Genomic DNA, 15,498 nt, shown 5'->3' with positions numbered 1-15,498 from the left:
TTTGTCTGCCGGGAGCGAACACGCTTTAGCGCTCGGGCGAATCCACCACAAGACCTGATTGCTGTGACTGAATTTTGTCCTGATGGTGATACCAGGCGCCAATGGAGGAATAAACAAAGCGGCCAAAGAAAAACAGGAAACTGATAAGCAGTATGATGCGGGTCATCCGGGTGTTAAATCGATGTCGTTTTCGCATACGCGTAGCCTGACTCACTTTCTTTTCCTGAGTATACCCTTTTGGGCGATACGGCTATTAAGGCACAGCCGCAAGTCAGGGTCAATTCGGCGAAATGTAAAATAGCGTCAATGCTTACATTAATTTATGTTATTAAAAACAACGCTTTTATTTATCGCATTGATAATTACAGGAAAAATATTCAAAAAAAACGTAAGAAAGGTTTATTCAGATAAATTAATTTGATTTAGGTCAACCGCATCCCGTCGTTGATATTTAAAATCCCTCCTCCACTGTGCTTGCCAGGAATTTTCCAGGCAACGTGTACGTCAGGTTGGATGCCTGTCTTCATTTACCCTCTGGAGCGCAAGGGTTGTAAACGAGCATCTATGAATATTCACCACATCCTGAAGCAAAATAAAGACCGCTGGTGGGCACTTCCTCTTATTTTACCCGTCGTGTTACTCCCGGTGCTTAGTGTGGCTAATACCTTAACGCAGTTGGGCGACGGTATCGTTGCGCTCTATTATCTCCCGCTCTCCTTTTTGCTGACGCTGATGTTATTCTTTGGCCTGGAAGCCCTCCCCGGGGTGGTGGTGTCGCTGTTTTTACGTTATTACCCCTCCGTTGGGTTATTTGAAGCCATGGCCGGCATTCTGCATTTTATCGTTCCTCTGGTGCTCAGCTGGGGCGGTTATCGCGTGTTTGCGCCCCGGCGCAATATGACCGCTTACGGTGACATACGCCTGATGGGGCAGCGTATTTTCTGGCAGGTGTTTTGCCCGGCAACGCTATTTCTGCTGCTGTTTCAGTTTGCGGTCTATCTCGGCGTCTATGAGAGCCGCCAGAGCCTCGCAGGACTGAATCCCCTCAATATTCGGACCCTTATTAACTATCAGGGGCTGCTGGTGAGCGGGCTGACGGGCGTGCCGCTAAGCTACCTGCTGATCCGTCTGATACGTCATCCGCGCTATATCAAGGGACTGATGTCCCAGCTCCGCGCGCAAATAGACAAAAAGGTGACGGCCTTTGAGTTTGTGGTGTGGTTTATAGCCCTGGGCGGGTTGCTGGTCATGCTGCTGCTGCCTATGAATGCAAACAGTTCCATTTTCAGTACCAACTACACCTTGTCCCTGCTGATGCCCGTGATGCTCTGGGGGGCGATGCGCTTTGGCTACAAGCTGATGTCACTCATCTGGACGCCGGTCCTGCTGGTGTCGATTCACTTTTTTTATCACTACATTCCGGTGCAAGAGGGGTATGGCATTCAGCTGGCGATCACCTCATCCAGCTATCTGGTCTTTTCCTTCGTTGTGACGTACATGTCGATGCTGGCGACACGTCAGCGGGCCATCAATATTCGCTCCCGCAGTCAGGCTTTTCTCGATCCGGTGGTGCATATGCCCAACCTGCGGGCGCTGTCGCGCGAGCTGGCCAGTCATCCGTGGTCAGCGCTCTGTTTACTGCGCGTGCCCGAGCTGGAGGTGCTGGGACGCAATTACGGCGTGATGCTGCGGATCCAGTATAAACAGCAGCTGGCGCAATGGATAAACGGCACCCTTCGGCCCAATGAGCGAGTCTATCACCTCACCGGGTATGACATGGCGGTGCGTCTGGAGGCGGAGTCGCATCAACAGCGCATTGAAACGCTGGACGAGCATATCAAGCAGTTTGTTTTTATCTGGGATGGTATGCCGGTACAGCCTCAGGTCGGCGTGAGCTATTGCTATGTACGCTCACCCGTCAATCATCTCTATCTGGTGCTGGGGGAGCTGGGCATCGTGGCCGATCTCTCCCTTTCTACCAACCACCCGGAAAATCTTCAGCAGCGCGGGGCTGTTCATTTGCAGCGTAGCCTGAAAGATAAGGTCGCGATGATGAGTCGTTTGCAGGCCGCGCTGGAGCAGGACGCTTTTACCCTGCTGGTTCAGCCCGTTCGCGGGCTGCGCGGTGATTGTTATCACGAGGTGCTGCTGCGAATGCGTGATGATAACGGGGCGCTGATCTTTCCCGAGCAGTTCCTGCCCATTGCACAGGAGTTTGGTTTATCGTCGCGTGTTGATTTATGGGTACTGGAGCATACGTTGAGTTTTCTGGCACAGCACCGCCAGCGTTTGCCGGGCCAGCGCTTTGCGATCAACCTCGCACCTTCTACCGCCTACAGGGCGCAGTTCCCGCTTGAAGTGAGCCGCCTGTTAGCCAAATACGCCGTTGATGCGTGGCAGCTGATCTTTGAAGTGACCGAAAGCAGCGCCTTTGGTCATGCGGATCTGGCGGCGTCGACCCTCAGGAAATTACAAAAAATGGGCATCCGGATCGCCATTGATGATTTTGGCACGGGCTACGCCAGCTATGCGCGGTTAAAAAGCGTGGACGCAGACATTCTCAAAATCGACGGCGGCTTTATTCGCAATATTGTCAGCAACAGCCTGGATTACCAGATTGTGGCTTCCATTTGCCATCTGGCCCGGATGAAGAAAATGCTGGTGGTGGCGGAATATGTGGAAACGGAAGAGATACGTAGCGCGGTGCACGCGCTAGGTATCGATTATGTGCAGGGCTATTTGATTGGGTTGCCGGCTGAGCTTGATACGTTGCTCAACACGCAGCCTTCTCAGGAGAGCGCCTGAGCCGTTACGCTGCCGCCTCAGAACTCTCTTCTTCAATCTTCAACAGCCAGCCGGTGACCGCTTCCCAGTACTGCTGCTCTTTTTCCAGATCCAGCAGCACCAGCGCGTTCTGGCTAAACCAGTCGTGCGGGAAGCTCAGCGTCCAGTGATAGTCATCCGTTTTTAGCTTCAGCGTCGGCGGCGTGGTGGTTGCCTGTCGCTGATTATTGAGCAACACGCCCAGGCGCAACAGCTGAATGAGCGGCAGGAACTGCTTTTTCTTAAATAACGTAAAGCGCGGCAGATCGTCGAGCTTGATGGCTTTGCGGTGATAGCGCACCAGCGTCGCCATCATGGTTTGCTGCTCCTGGTTGAAGCCAGGCAGATCGCTGTTTTGCAGAATATAGGCTGAATGGCGATGCATTCCGCTGTGGTTAATGTTCAGCCCCACCTCGTGCAACATGGCGGCCCATTTCAACAGCGCGGCCAGCTGCGGATGCGCCAGCTTCGGATTTTGCTCCTCCCACTGCTCGTACATCTGAACCGTGGTTTCCAGCACCCGTTTCGCCTGTTCGCGGTCGATGTTGTACTGGTTGGCCAGGCTCTGCGCGGTGCGGCTGCGAATATCCTGATGACGGAAACGGCCTTCCATCTCATACAGCACGCCTTCACGCAGGGCGCCGTCAGAGAGGCGCAGCTCTTTGATCGCCAGCGCGTCAAACACGCCGCAGAGGATCGCCAGCCCCGGTACGAACACGGCTTTACGTTCGTCGGACAGACCCGGCAAACTCAGGGCGTCGAAGCTCTTATGCTTAAGCACCTCTTCGGTGAGTTTCACCAGGCGCTCAGGCGTAATAAACCCGTCTTTTTCACCCATTGCCAGCAGCACTTCATGGGCCGCTTTAATCGAACCCGATGCGCCCAGCGCCACGTTCCAGCCCTGAATACGGTATTGCCAGGCCAGATTTTCCAGTTTTTGTACGGCGGCCATGCGCGCGCGCTGAAAGTTTTCGCGGGTGATGACGCCGCCAGGGAAATACATCTGCGCGAAGCTGACGCAGCCCATACGGCGGCTTTCCACCAGACGCGGCTCGAAGTCTTCGCCAATCACCAGTTCCGTGGAACCACCGCCGATATCAATCACCAGCTTGCGGCCTTTTTCCGGCTGCGTATGCTCCACGCCCATAAAAATCAGGCGCGCTTCTTCGTTACCGGAGATGATCTCAATCGGGTAGGGGATAACCTTTTCCGCGCGCTTAAGAAACTCCGGCGCGTTCAGCGCCTGGCGTAGCGTATGCGTCCCGACGATGCAGACGCTGGACGGCGAAAAGCCTTGCAAACGTTCTGCGAACAGCGACAGACAGTTCAGCCCGCGCTCCATGGCCTCTTCGCTCAGCATGTTACGCGCGTCGAGACCATCGGCCAGATGCACACGCTGCTTCAGACGACCGATGATCTGCATCGCGCCATCCACCTCGCGGGCGATGACCATATGGAAACTGTTTGAGCCAAGATCGACCGCAGCGAACTCCTGCGGGCGTGGGGTATTATCGTTTATTGGCATAGGTTAATCGGGTTGCTCAAGTGATTTGATGTAATCGTAAATCGCCAGCTGCGACCGCACTTTACGGCGATTGCCGCGCGGTACATAGCGATTACTGAGTTCTTTGTCGATATAACGTGCTTTCACCGTATCGCTGAACAGGATCTCGATAATGTCCAGGATACGCTGCTTAAGGCGAGGATCCAGCAGCGGTGCCGCCACTTCAATACGGTAATCAATGTTACGCGTCATCCAGTCGGCGGACGAGAGGTATACGCGCTTATCACCGGCGTTATCGAAAATATAGACGCGATCGTGTTCAAGATAGCGATCCACAATGCTGATCACGCGGATATTGTCGCTGATGCCTTCCAGTTCCGGAATGAGCGAGCACATGCCGCGAATGAGCAGATTTACCGGAACGCCGGAGCTGGAGGCCGCGTACAGGCGGTCCACCAGCCCTTTGTCCACCAGATTGTTGAGCTTCAGCGTGATGCCGGACGACAAGCCGTTCTGCGCATTGGCAATCTCTTTATCGATCATATCGTACAGCAGGCGCCGTGAGTTCTGCGGTGACACCAGCAGATAATCGAAGCTCACCGGGCGGTACGGGTTCTCAATGAAGTTGAACACCCGACGCACTTCGTTAGTGATGCGCGCATCGGCAGTCAGCAGCGAATAGTCGGTGTAAATTCGCGCGGTTTTCTCGTTAAAGTTCCCGGTACCGATATGGGCGTAGCGCACCACGTCGTCGCCCTCTTTACGGGAGATCAGGAACAGCTTGGCGTGAATTTTCAGCCCCGGCGCGGAGAAGATGACGTGCACGCCCGCTTCCGTCAGTCGGCGCGCCCAGTGGATGTTGGCCTCTTCGTCGAAGCGAGCCTGGAGCTCAACCACCACGGTCACTTTCTTGCCGTTGTGCGCCGCGTGGATCATCGCATCGATGATGCGGGAATCTTTCGCCACGCGATAAATATTGATTTTAATCGCCAGCACGTTCGGATCGAACGAGGCCTGACGCAGCAATTCCAGCACGTGTTCAAAGGTGTGGTACGGATAGTAGAGCAGCACATCCCGTTCGCGGATGGCGTCGAACCCGTTGCGGAACTTATCGAACCAGATATGGCGCAGGCGCGGCAGCGGTTTGTTCACCAGATTGGCCTTGCCGACGTTCGGGAAGCCAATGAAATCTTTAAAGTTGTGGTAACGCCCACCGGGGATAATGGAGTCGTAGCGGGAGATGGTCAGCTTATCGCGCAGCATCTCCACCATCGCGTCCGGCATATCGCGTTGATAGACAAACCGCACCGGCTCCGCCGTCAGGCGCTGCTTGAGGCTGGAAGACATCAGCTCCATCATGCTGGCTTCCATCTCATGCACCAGATCGTACTCGGCGTCACGGGTCATCTTCATCGAGTAGGCGTTGAGCGCGTCGTAATCGAAGAAGCCTTTGAAGATATCGTCCAGGCAGTAGCGCAGGATGTTATCCAGCAGGATCATCGGCTTACGCCGGCGCGGGGTTTCCGGCGGCAGGTTTACAAAGCGTGGGACTTTATCAGACGGTATTTCCAGCAACGCGTAGTTAATGGTCTCACCACGAATGATTTCTACCGCCAGATAGGTGTAATCATCTTTCAGGAACTGCACCAGATCGGTTTCACGGTTGATCAGAATCGGGGTAATGTGCTGGCGCAGATAATGTTTGAAATAGTGGCGCAGCCAGTTTTGCTGATTCGCGGAGAGCTGGCGTTCGTTGATCAGGAAGATTTGGTTGCGTGCCATTTCCAGCAGCAGCTCGTTATAGAGGCCATCAAATTCCTGATCGGCTTTCATGACGCGAGACTGGATTTTTCCAAGCAGATGCCGCGAGTGGGAGTTTAAGCCCTGTTCTTCGCTGATGATGATTCGGCGTTTCAGTTCGGCGAAGCGAACCTTGTAGAACTCATCCAGATTGTTGGAATAGATGCCTAAAAAACGCATACGTTCAATCAGCGGGTTGCTTTTATCGGCCGCTTCCTGAAGTACACGTTCGTTGAATGCTAACCAGCTTAGCTCTTTCTCGATGTATAACTTTTCCTGACCCATTACAGCTCACACTCCAGTTCAATCACAGGACGTGGTAAATCCGTCTCGTCCTTATTATGGCGAGCATTTCCACGATATGTCCAACAGTGCCAGAAAAGTATGACAGTTATTTTTTTGTTGGGGAATTTAGAGGGTTGGGGGGGGGGGGTCGGGTGGCGCTGCGCTTACCACGACCTACGGGACCGTAGGCCCGTGCAAGCGAAGCGCCGCCGGGCAATTCAAACAGACTACTCTTCAGCCGCATAACCCTGCGGGGGCAACTTCACGCCGTCCAGCCAGGCTGCGCCGTTGCGCATCTCCAGACGTCCATCGACAAACCAGCTTACCACCAGCGGATAAATGGCGTGTTCCTGCGTCTGCACACGTTCGGTCACGTCGTCTTCGTTGTCGCCGTCAAAGACCGGTACTTTTGCCTGCAAAATGACCGGACCGCCGTCCAGCTCGTCGGTGACGAAATGCACGGAGGTACCATGCTCCTCATCGCCGTTCTCCAGCACCTGACGATGGGTGTGCAGACCGGGGTATTTTGGCAGCAGGGAAGGGTGGATATTGAGCAGTCGTCCGGCGTAGTGTGCAACAAAAGCCGGGCTCAGGATGCGCATGTAGCCTGCCAGCACCACCACGTCAGGCGCGTAGGCGTCAATCTCCTGCACCAGCTCACGGTCAAAGGCTTCACGCCCGGCGAACTGGCTGGCTTCCAGCGCGTGCGCAGGAATGTTCGCTTCCCGCGCGCGCTCAAGGCCGAATGCATCGGCCTTGTTGCTGAATACTGCCCGAATGGTGCCATTGATTTTCTTCTGTTTGCAGGCGTCTATGATTGCCTGCAAATTGCTTCCGTTGCCGGAAATGAGCACCACGATGTTTTTCATTCAATGACCACACGCTGTTCGGAATCGGAAGCTTTAATCGTACCGATTTTCCACGCGTTTTCACCTTTTTCTGTCAGCAGCTTAACCGCTTTATCCGCTTCGCTGGCGGGCAGGGCGATAACCATGCCCACGCCGCAGTTAAAGGTGCGGTACATTTCGTGAGAGCTCACGTTGCCTGCGGTTTGCAGCCAGTTGAAGACGGACGGCCACTGCCATGAGGATGCGTCGATCACCGCCTGGGTATTGTCCGGCAGCACGCGCGGAATGTTTTCCCAGAAGCCGCCGCCGGTGAGGTGAGCGATGGCGTGCACGTCAACGTTCTCAATCAGCTCCAGCACGTTTTTCACGTAGATGCGGGTCGGGGCCAGCAGGTGATCGGCCAGCGGTTTGCCGTCCAGCTCGGTGGTCAGCGGGTCGCAACCGCTCACTTCGAGGATTTTACGCACCAGAGAGTAGCCGTTGGAGTGCGGACCGCTGGAAGCCAGCGCAACCAGCACATCGCCGTCAGCCACTTTGCTGCCGTCGATAATTTCTGATTTTTCTACCACGCCGACGCAGAAGCCTGCGACGTCATAATCTTCCCCGTGATACATGCCAGGCATTTCCGCGGTTTCACCGCCGACCAGCGCACAGCCGGATTGCAGGCAGCCTTCGGCGATACCGTTAATGACGCTGGCTGCGGTATCCACGTCCAGCTTGCCGGTCGCGTAGTAATCGAGGAAGAACAGCGGCTCGGCGCCCTGTACCACCAGGTCGTTGACGCACATCGCCACCAGATCGATACCAATCGTATCGTGACGCTTAAGATCCATCGCCAGGCGCAGTTTTGTACCGACACCATCCGTACCCGAGACCAGCACAGGTTCACGATATTTTTGCGGCAGCGCGCACAGTGCGCCGAATCCACCCAGGCCACCCATCACTTCCGGGCGGCGGGTTTTTTTCACCACACCTTTAATTCGGTCAACCAGCGCATTACCTGCGTCAATATCAACACCGGCATCTTTGTAGCTGAGAGAAGTTTTGTTGGTCACGGCTTAAATCCCCACGCGATTGCATAGCTAGTAAGAAAAATCGGCGCAATTCTAACAGTCCAGGCAAACGTTTGCGAGACTATTCTCGGCGCGAGGATCTTTTTTTCTGTGCGGGCTGTCCAGGGCAACAAACTTGACTCTGTTCACGAAAATGAAACCGGTTTCGGCGATCTGCTTGCAACGGCTATCCCCTTTGCACATCATCAAACTGAAACCGGTTTCTGTAACTGTTTTTGCAGAAAATTACGCAGAATGAGGGATAGCGAATGTCAGGATTTAAAGCAGGTTTTCTGTGGGGTGGGGCCGTTGCGGCGCACCAGCTCGAAGGCGGCTGGAAAGAGGGCGGCAAGGGCGTGAGCGTTGCCGATGTCATGACGGCAGGCGCCCACGGGGTACCGCGTGAAATCACCAACGGCGTGCTGGAGGGGAAAAATTACCCAAACCACGAAGCCATCGACTTCTATCACCGCTATAAAGAAGACATCAAACTCTTTGCCGAGATGGGGTTCAAATGCTTCCGCACCTCCATCGCCTGGACGCGTATCTTCCCGAAAGGCGACGAGCTGGAGCCGAACGAAGCGGGACTCAAATTCTATGACGATCTTTTTGACGAGTGCCTGAAGCACGGCATCGAGCCGGTGATCACGCTTTCCCACTTCGAGATGCCTTTCCACCTGGTGACGGAATACGGCGGCTGGCGCAACCGTAAGCTGATCGACTTCTTTGTTCGCTTCGCGAAGGTCGTTTTTGAGCGCTACCAGCATAAAGTGAAGTACTGGATGACCTTTAACGAGATCAACAACCAGGCCAACTTCCACGAAGACTTTGCGCCGTTTACCAACTCCGGGCTGAAATATGCGCCGGGAGAAGATCGCGAGCCGGTGATGTTCCAGGCGGCGCACTATGAGCTGGTGGCCAGTGCCCTGGCGGTGAAGGCGGGGCGCGAGATCAACCCGTCGCTGCAAATCGGCTGCATGATTGCCATGTGCCCCATCTATCCGCTGACCTGTGCCCCGGACGATATGATGATGGCGATGAACGCCATGCATCGTCGCTACTGGTTCACCGACGTTCACGTGCGCGGCAAGTATCCGCAGCATCTGCTCAACTACTTTGAACGTCGCGGCTTCGCGCTGGATATCACCGAAGAAGATAAAGTGGCGCTGACGCAGGGCTGCGTGGATTACATCGGGTTCAGCTACTACATGTCTTTCGCCACCAAAGCGACGGCGGACAACCCGCAGCTGGACTACGACGAGAGCAAGAGCCTGGTCTCTAACCCGTACGTGCAGAAATCGGACTGGGGCTGGCAGATTGACCCGGTGGGGCTTCGCTACTCCCTCAACTGGTTCTGGGATCACTACCAGCTGCCGCTGTTTATCGTTGAGAACGGCTTTGGCGCGATCGACGTGCAGGAGAGCGACGGCACGGTGAACGACCAGTACCGCATCGACTACCTTTCCGCGCATATCCGCGAGATGAAAAAAGCGGTGGTGGAGGATGGCGTAGACCTGATGGGCTATACCCCGTGGGGCTGTATCGACCTGGTCTCTGCCGGCACCGGCGAGATGAAAAAACGCTACGGCTTTATCTTTGTCGATAAAGATAACGAAGGTAACGGCACGCTGAACCGCAGCAAGAAGAAATCGTTCGACTGGTATAAGCAGGTGATTGCCAGCAACGGCGATAACCTGTAATTGTCGGGTGGCGCTAACGCTTACCCGACCTACACTACACGTAGGCCCGCGTAAGCGCAGCGCCACCGGGCAGAACCCGCACCCAAGCCGGAGCTTCGCCTCCGGTTTTTTTGTCTCTAAATCACTTTGATTGATATACGTCAAGCAAGATGGGTATGGCGCAATCCGAAAAAAGCGGTATAATCCCGCGATTTTTTTGCGGATGCCACCTCAGAGGAGAAAGAGAATGAAGATTGTGGAAGTGAAACACCCACTCGTTAAACACAAGTTGGGCCTGATGCGTGAGCATGACATCAGCACGAAGCGTTTTCGCGAACTGGCTTCTGAAGTGGGTAGCCTGCTGACCTACGAAGCGACCTCTGATCTGGAAACGGAAAAAGTGACCATCGAAGGCTGGAACGGTCCGGTACAGGTTGAGCAGATCAAAGGTAAAAAAATTACCGTGGTGCCAATCCTGCGTGCGGGTCTGGGCATGATGGAAGGCGTGCTGGAGCACGTCCCAAGCGCGCGTATCAGCGTGGTGGGCATCTACCGTAACGAAGAGACGCTTGAGCCGGTCCCGTACTTCCAGAAGCTGGTCTCTAACATCGACGAGCGTATGGCGCTGGTGGTTGACCCGATGCTGGCGACCGGCGGTTCGATGATCGCCACCATCGACCTGCTGAAAAAAGCGGGATGCAGCAGCATCAAAGTGCTGGTGCTGGTTGCGGCGCCGGAAGGTATCGCGGCGCTGGAAAAAGCGCACCCGGACGTTGAACTCTATACCGCGTCTGTCGACCAGGGACTGAACGAGCACGGGTACATCATCCCGGGGCTCGGCGATGCCGGCGATAAGATTTTTGGTACTAAATAATCGAATAACGATAAAGAAGCCGACTTTGATAGTCGGCTTTTTTTTGAATAAAAACCAACAATGACACTCAGAGGAAAACACTATGACGCGCCGTGCTATCGGGGTGAGTGAAAGACCGCCGCTTTTACAGACAATCCCGCTTAGTTTGCAGCACCTGTTCGCCATGTTTGGCGCAACCGTGCTGGTGCCAATCCTGTTTCACATTAACCCGGCTACCGTGCTGCTGTTTAACGGCATCGGTACGCTGCTTTACCTCTTCATCTGTAAAGGCAAAATCCCGGCCTATCTCGGGTCGAGCTTCGCGTTTATCTCCCCGGTTCTGCTGTTGCTGCCGCTGGGTTATGAGGTCGCGCTGGGCGGCTTTATCATGTGCGGCGTGCTGTTCTGCCTGGTCTCCTTCATTGTGAAGAAAGCCGGTACCGGCTGGCTGGACGTGATGTTCCCGCCTGCGGCAATGGGGGCCATCGTTGCCGTCATCGGCCTGGAGCTGGCGGGCGTGGCGGCGAACATGGCCGGGCTGCTGCCTGCGGACGGTCAGTCACCGGATTCCAAAACCATTATTATTTCGCTGGTGACGCTGGGCGTGACGGTATTCGGTTCCGTCCTGTTCCGCGGCTTTATGGCGATTATCCCGATCCTGATCGGCGTGCTGGCGGGTTACGCGCTCTCCTTCGTGATGGGCGTTGTGGATACCACCCCGATTGCCGAGGCGCACTGGTTCGCGCTGCCAACCTTCTACACCCCGCGCTTTGAATGGTTCGCCATTTTCACCATTCTGCCTGCCGCGCTGGTGGTGATTGCTGAGCACGTCGGCCACCTGGTGGTGACGGCGAACATCGTGAAGCGCGACCTGATCCGCGACCCGGGCCTGCATCGCTCCATGTTTGCCAACGGTTTCTCCACCATCATCTCTGGTTTCTTCGGCTCCACGCCAAACACGACTTACGGTGAGAATATCGGCGTAATGGCGATCACCCGCGTCTACAGCACCTGGGTTATCGGCGGCGCGGCGATCATCGCCATTCTGCTCTCCTGCGTTGGCAAACTGGCGGCGGCGATCCAGATTATCCCGGTTCCGGTGATGGGCGGCGTTTCCCTGCTGCTGTACGGGGTGATCGGTGCCTCCGGTATTCGCGTGCTGATTGAATCCAAAGTGGATTACAGCAAGGCGCAGAACCTGATCCTGACCTCCGTTATCCTGATTATCGGCGTGAGCGGCGCGAAGGTGCACATCGGCGCGGCAGAGCTGAAGGGTATGGCGCTGGCGACCATCGTCGGCGTCGGCCTGAGCCTGATTTTCAAGCTGATCTCAGTGATCCGCCCGGAAGAGGTGGTGCTGGACGCAGACGAAAGCGAAAAAGCGCCACATTGATCGTCATGCCGGGCGAAGGATCGCCCGGTTCTCTCCTTGCAGGTTCCGTGTTAAACTCCATTCCGATTTTATGTAAGATCTCTGGTTGAGGTATTTCTGAACGGACCGGCACAGCTCTCTCTGCCACTTTATCTCCCTGACGACGAAACTTTCGCGAGTTTCTGGCCGGGTGATAACCCCTCTTTACTGGCTGCACTGCAAAACGTGCTGCGCCAGGAACACAGCGGATACATCTATATCTGGTCACGCGAAGGCGCGGGACGCAGCCACCTGCTGCATGCCGCCTGTGCGGAGCTTTCGGCGCGCGGTGACGCGGTAGGCTATGTGCCGCTGGATAAACGCACCTGGTTTGTGCCTGAGGTGCTGGAGGGCATGGAACATCTTTCCCTGGTCTGCATCGATAATATCGAATGCGTGGCGGGGGACGAACCGTGGGAAATGGCGATCTTTAACCTCTACAACCGCATTCTGGAGTCGGGCAAAACCCGGCTGCTGATCACCGGCGATCGTCCGCCGCGCCAGCTCAATCTGGGGCTGCCGGATCTGGCGTCTCGTCTGGACTGGGGGCAAATCTACAAGCTGCAACCGCTGTCGGATGAAGACAAACTCCAGGCGCTTCAGCTGCGCGCTAAGCAGCGTGGGTTTGAGCTGCCGGAGGACGTGGGTCGGTTCCTGCTTAAACGCCTGGACAGGGAAATGCGCACGCTGTTTGACACGCTCGATCAGCTCGATCGCGCGTCTATTACCGCACAGCGCAAGCTAACCATTCCGTTTGTGAAAGATATTCTTAAGCTTTGAGTTTTTTGCCCGGTGGCGCTGCGCTTACCGGGCCTACGAAAACCCGTCATACCTTGTAGGCCGGGTAAGGCGCAGCCGCCACCCGGCTAAAGATCCCCCAACAAGTGCTCCACCAGCAGAGGAATCGGCCTTCCCGACGCCACGCTTCGTCCGCTTTCACGCCACAGCGCCGTCCCGCTGATATCCAGATGCGCCCACGGAATAGTCGGCGGGCAGAAATGGTGCAGCAGCCACGCCGCCGACGCGCTGATCGCCGCGTTGTTGGTCGGCGTGTTGCACAGATCGGCAATCGCGCTGTCGGTTTGCTTTCTCAGCCGCGCATCCAGCGGCAGGGACCACACCTCGTCGCCGCTCCGTTTGCCCGCGAGCGTCAGTGCCTGACGCAGCGGTTCATCCTGGGTCATCAGCCCGCTCAGCTCATACCCCAGCGCTTTCACCACCGCTCCGGTTAAGGTCGCCATATCAATGATATAGTGCGCCTGCGGATGGCGCTGACTCGCCCAGGCGATAGCGTCTGCCAGTACCAGCCGGCCCTCGGCATCGGTATTGTTGATTTCAACGGTGGTGCCGTTGCAGGCCGTCGCCACCGTGCCGGGCTGCATGGCGTCGGGGCCGATGGCGTTTTCCGCCAGCGCCAGCACGCCCATGATGCGCACGGGTAATTTCAGCTCCGCAACGGTCAGCATCAGCCCGAGCACGTTAGCCGCGCCGCACATGTCATATTTCATGGTGTACATGCCCGCGCCTTCCTTCAGCCACAGGCCACCGGTGTCAAAGGTAATGCCTTTTCCCACGTAGCAGCGCACCGGGCCATCAGACACGCCGTTATAGTGAATAGCCAGCAGACGCGGTGGGCAGGTCGCCCCTTTGCCAACGGCGTGCAGTAGCCCCAGCCCCTGCTCAACAATTTGCTTTTCATCCAACACCTCGCAGCGCAGGGCAGGGCTGGCGGCACACAGTTTTTGCGCCTCTTCCACCACAAACTGCGGCGTGCAGCGGTCGGACGGCATATCCGCCAGACGTCGCGCCGCAACCATGCCGAGCGCAATGGTCTGCTGCTGGCGGAAGGTCGTCTCCAGCTTCGCCTGCTGTTCCGGCAAGCAGAGGGCAGTGATGCAGGTAAGACGCAGCGCTTCGTCCGTCTTCTTCAGCTTCAGGTCACTGAGCCTGTGCGCCTGATTAAAGAGAAAACGCAGTACCTGCGCCAGCACCACATCGTCAATATCCGTCACGTCCAGCACGAGTTCGGCGCTGGCGGGGGCGGCAAGCAGCGGTCGCAGAGCGGTTAGCAACCCTTCGGTCAGGGCGTCATGCCAGAGCGCATCCGGCAACAGGGTGATGCGGGCAAACGGCGCGCAGCCAAAGCGCGCGTCCGCGACGGTGCTCTGCTGGCGCATTTCAGCGACAAGAGCGCTTTCCGGTAACAGGGAACTGTCAGCGCGCGCAATCAAATGGCTTTGCGGCTTCGCGTCTGAAAGCGCGTTGATAAACTGGTATGTGATCATCATGACTCCTCAATCGGTGCGCGGATCCGCGCGGCATAGGCCTGCATCCACTCCTCATCTACCGCGTGATAGTGCGTTTTCTCCCGCAGGCGTTCAGTACGGAAAACGGTGAGGGGCTGGCGAGCCGTCGCCACCACAAACGAGAAGGTTTTGATGTTGGTCGCGGCGCCAAATTCTCCTTTGCTGTTCATGCACACTACGGAGAGATCGCCCGCGCGGCCAAAGCGCGACATCAGCTTGTCTTCCAGTTCGAACACCACCGAATCCGCCGCCTGCTGCGGCGTCATCCCTTGCGCCATCCGGCGAACGATTTCGTAGCTGGTACAGCCCTTCATCAGATCTTCACCGACGCCCGTGGCGGTGGGCGCGCCGGTTTCGCTGTCGCAGTAAAAGCCGGAGCCGATGATGGGTGAGTCACCGAGGCGACCGCGTTTTTTCATAAACAGGCCGCTGGTGGAGGTGGCGACGCTCATCGAGCCCTGTTTATCGAGGCCGATGATGCCGACGGTGTCATGTCCGTCGTAGGGGCTTAACCCCTTGTCCAGCGTTTCGCGGCAGCGCTTACGGTAGTGTTGCATGGCGCGATCCGTGAGCATGGTTTTGTCGGCAAAGCCCTGGCTCAGCGCCCATTCGCGCGCGCCCTGGCCGACCAGCAGGCTGTTATAGCGCTGGCGGCTGAGCGCGTGCGCCACGCGTACCGGGTTGGCGATATCCACCAGATTGCCCACGGCGCCGAACGCCAGCGTGTCGCCGTCCATATAGGCCGCGTCCAGCTCCACCTCGCCGTTCTCGGTCGGCAGCCCGCCGTAGCCGACGGATTTATAAAACGGAAAGTCCTCGACGGCGGCGACGGCATCCACCACCGCCGGAGCGACAGGTTTGCCCGCAGCCAGCGCAGACGCAGATTCCGTGACGCCTTCAAGCGCCATTCGCCAGGTTGCGATAATTCCCCACATGC

General features: G+C 56.5%; 12 protein-coding genes. 5 read left to right on the top strand and 7 right to left on the bottom strand.

Annotated features, from left to right (window positions below; genetic code table 11):
• Positions 1-25: 25 nt before the first annotated feature.
• Positions 26-196, bottom strand: coding sequence for a YfgG family protein (locus AC4OVU_RS16000; protein WP_017383512.1), 171 nt, complete (start codon positions 194-196; stop codon positions 26-28).
• A 368-nt stretch (positions 197-564) separates the two neighbouring features.
• Here AC4OVU_RS16000 and AC4OVU_RS15995 point away from each other — a divergent pair, with 368 nt between their 5' ends.
• Entirely contained in the window at positions 565-2,805 is a 2,241-nt protein-coding gene (locus AC4OVU_RS15995) for an EAL domain-containing protein (RefSeq protein ID WP_491928747.1), read from the top strand.
• A gap of 4 nt (positions 2,806-2,809) precedes the next feature.
• On the opposite strand, the gene ppx is transcribed toward AC4OVU_RS15995, so the two are convergent.
• From ppx to purM, 4 genes are all read right to left on the bottom strand, one after another.
• The gene (gene ppx, locus AC4OVU_RS15990) at positions 2,810-4,348 is read right to left on the bottom strand and encodes an exopolyphosphatase (RefSeq protein ID WP_003860570.1); all 1,539 of its coding nucleotides are present in this window, start codon (positions 4,346-4,348) and stop codon (positions 2,810-2,812) included.
• 3 nt (positions 4,349-4,351) lie between these two features.
• The gene (gene ppk1 / locus AC4OVU_RS15985) at positions 4,352-6,412 is read right to left on the bottom strand and encodes a polyphosphate kinase 1 (protein ID WP_023295129.1); all 2,061 of its coding nucleotides are present in this window, start codon (positions 6,410-6,412) and stop codon (positions 4,352-4,354) included.
• Between the two features lie 227 nt (positions 6,413-6,639).
• A complete protein-coding gene (gene purN / locus AC4OVU_RS15980) occupies positions 6,640-7,281 on the bottom strand; it encodes a phosphoribosylglycinamide formyltransferase (RefSeq protein ID WP_006811493.1) in 642 nt (213 codons plus the stop codon).
• Positions 7,278-8,315, bottom strand: a complete 1,038-nt coding sequence (purM, locus tag AC4OVU_RS15975; RefSeq protein ID WP_017383509.1) for a phosphoribosylformylglycinamidine cyclo-ligase — start codon at positions 8,313-8,315, stop codon at positions 7,278-7,280. The genes purN and purM overlap by 4 nt, the downstream gene beginning before the upstream one ends.
• 266 nt (positions 8,316-8,581) lie before the next feature.
• Between purM and AC4OVU_RS15970 the strand changes: the two genes are divergently transcribed.
• From AC4OVU_RS15970 to AC4OVU_RS15955, 4 genes are all read left to right on the top strand, one after another.
• On the top strand, positions 8,582-10,012 hold the full coding sequence (locus AC4OVU_RS15970) for a 6-phospho-beta-glucosidase (protein ID WP_015572190.1): 1,431 nt from the start codon (positions 8,582-8,584) through the stop codon (positions 10,010-10,012).
• 226 nt (positions 10,013-10,238) lie between these two features.
• Positions 10,239-10,865 carry a uracil phosphoribosyltransferase gene (upp, locus tag AC4OVU_RS15965; protein WP_003860560.1) on the top strand — a complete coding sequence of 209 codons (627 nt, stop codon included), beginning with the start codon at positions 10,239-10,241 and terminating at the stop codon, positions 10,863-10,865.
• Between the two features lie 82 nt (positions 10,866-10,947).
• On the top strand, positions 10,948-12,237 hold the full coding sequence (gene uraA / locus AC4OVU_RS15960; RefSeq protein ID WP_017692944.1) for a uracil permease: 1,290 nt from the start codon (positions 10,948-10,950) through the stop codon (positions 12,235-12,237).
• A 96-nt stretch (positions 12,238-12,333) separates the two neighbouring features.
• Positions 12,334-13,035: a DnaA inactivator Hda gene (locus tag AC4OVU_RS15955; protein WP_166792068.1), complete on the top strand. Its 702-nt coding sequence runs from the start codon at positions 12,334-12,336 to the stop codon at positions 13,033-13,035.
• An 86-nt stretch (positions 13,036-13,121) separates the two neighbouring features.
• On the opposite strand, the gene AC4OVU_RS15950 is transcribed toward AC4OVU_RS15955, so the two are convergent.
• The gene (locus tag AC4OVU_RS15950) at positions 13,122-14,540 is read right to left on the bottom strand and encodes a leucyl aminopeptidase family protein (protein WP_110292308.1); all 1,419 of its coding nucleotides are present in this window, start codon (positions 14,538-14,540) and stop codon (positions 13,122-13,124) included.
• The gene (locus tag AC4OVU_RS15945) at positions 14,540-15,496 is read right to left on the bottom strand and encodes a glycosylasparaginase (protein WP_110292307.1); all 957 of its coding nucleotides are present in this window, start codon (positions 15,494-15,496) and stop codon (positions 14,540-14,542) included. The genes AC4OVU_RS15950 and AC4OVU_RS15945 overlap by 1 nt, the downstream gene beginning before the upstream one ends.
• Positions 15,497-15,498: the final 2 nt, after the last annotated feature.

Source organism: Enterobacter sp. 6722112 (genome assembly GCF_058661685.1).
The sequence above is the reverse complement of the archived record's forward strand: the minus strand, read 5'-3'. Positions and strand labels throughout refer to the sequence as shown.

Bases quoted from the DNA above. Each gene is read 5' to 3' on its own strand.
- ppk1 (WP_023295129.1), bottom strand. From the start codon at position 6,412: ATGGGTCAGGAAAAGTTATACATCGAGAAAGAGCTAAGCTGGTTAGCA.
- AC4OVU_RS16000 (WP_017383512.1), bottom strand. From the start codon at position 196: ATGCGAAAACGACATCGATTTAACACCCGGATGACCCGCATCATACTG.
- AC4OVU_RS15970 (WP_015572190.1), top strand. From the start codon at position 8,582: ATGTCAGGATTTAAAGCAGGTTTTCTGTGGGGTGGGGCCGTTGCGGCG.
- ppx (WP_003860570.1), bottom strand. From the start codon at position 4,348: ATGCCAATAAACGATAATACCCCACGCCCGCAGGAGTTCGCTGCGGTC.
- upp (WP_003860560.1), top strand. From the start codon at position 10,239: ATGAAGATTGTGGAAGTGAAACACCCACTCGTTAAACACAAGTTGGGC.
- uraA (WP_017692944.1), top strand. From the start codon at position 10,948: ATGACGCGCCGTGCTATCGGGGTGAGTGAAAGACCGCCGCTTTTACAG.
- AC4OVU_RS15950 (WP_110292308.1), bottom strand. From the start codon at position 14,540: ATGATCACATACCAGTTTATCAACGCGCTTTCAGACGCGAAGCCGCAA.
- AC4OVU_RS15995 (WP_491928747.1), top strand. From the start codon at position 565: ATGAATATTCACCACATCCTGAAGCAAAATAAAGACCGCTGGTGGGCA.
- purN (WP_006811493.1), bottom strand. From the start codon at position 7,281: ATGAAAAACATCGTGGTGCTCATTTCCGGCAACGGAAGCAATTTGCAG.
- AC4OVU_RS15945 (WP_110292307.1), bottom strand. From the start codon at position 15,496: ATGTGGGGAATTATCGCAACCTGGCGAATGGCGCTTGAAGGCGTCACG.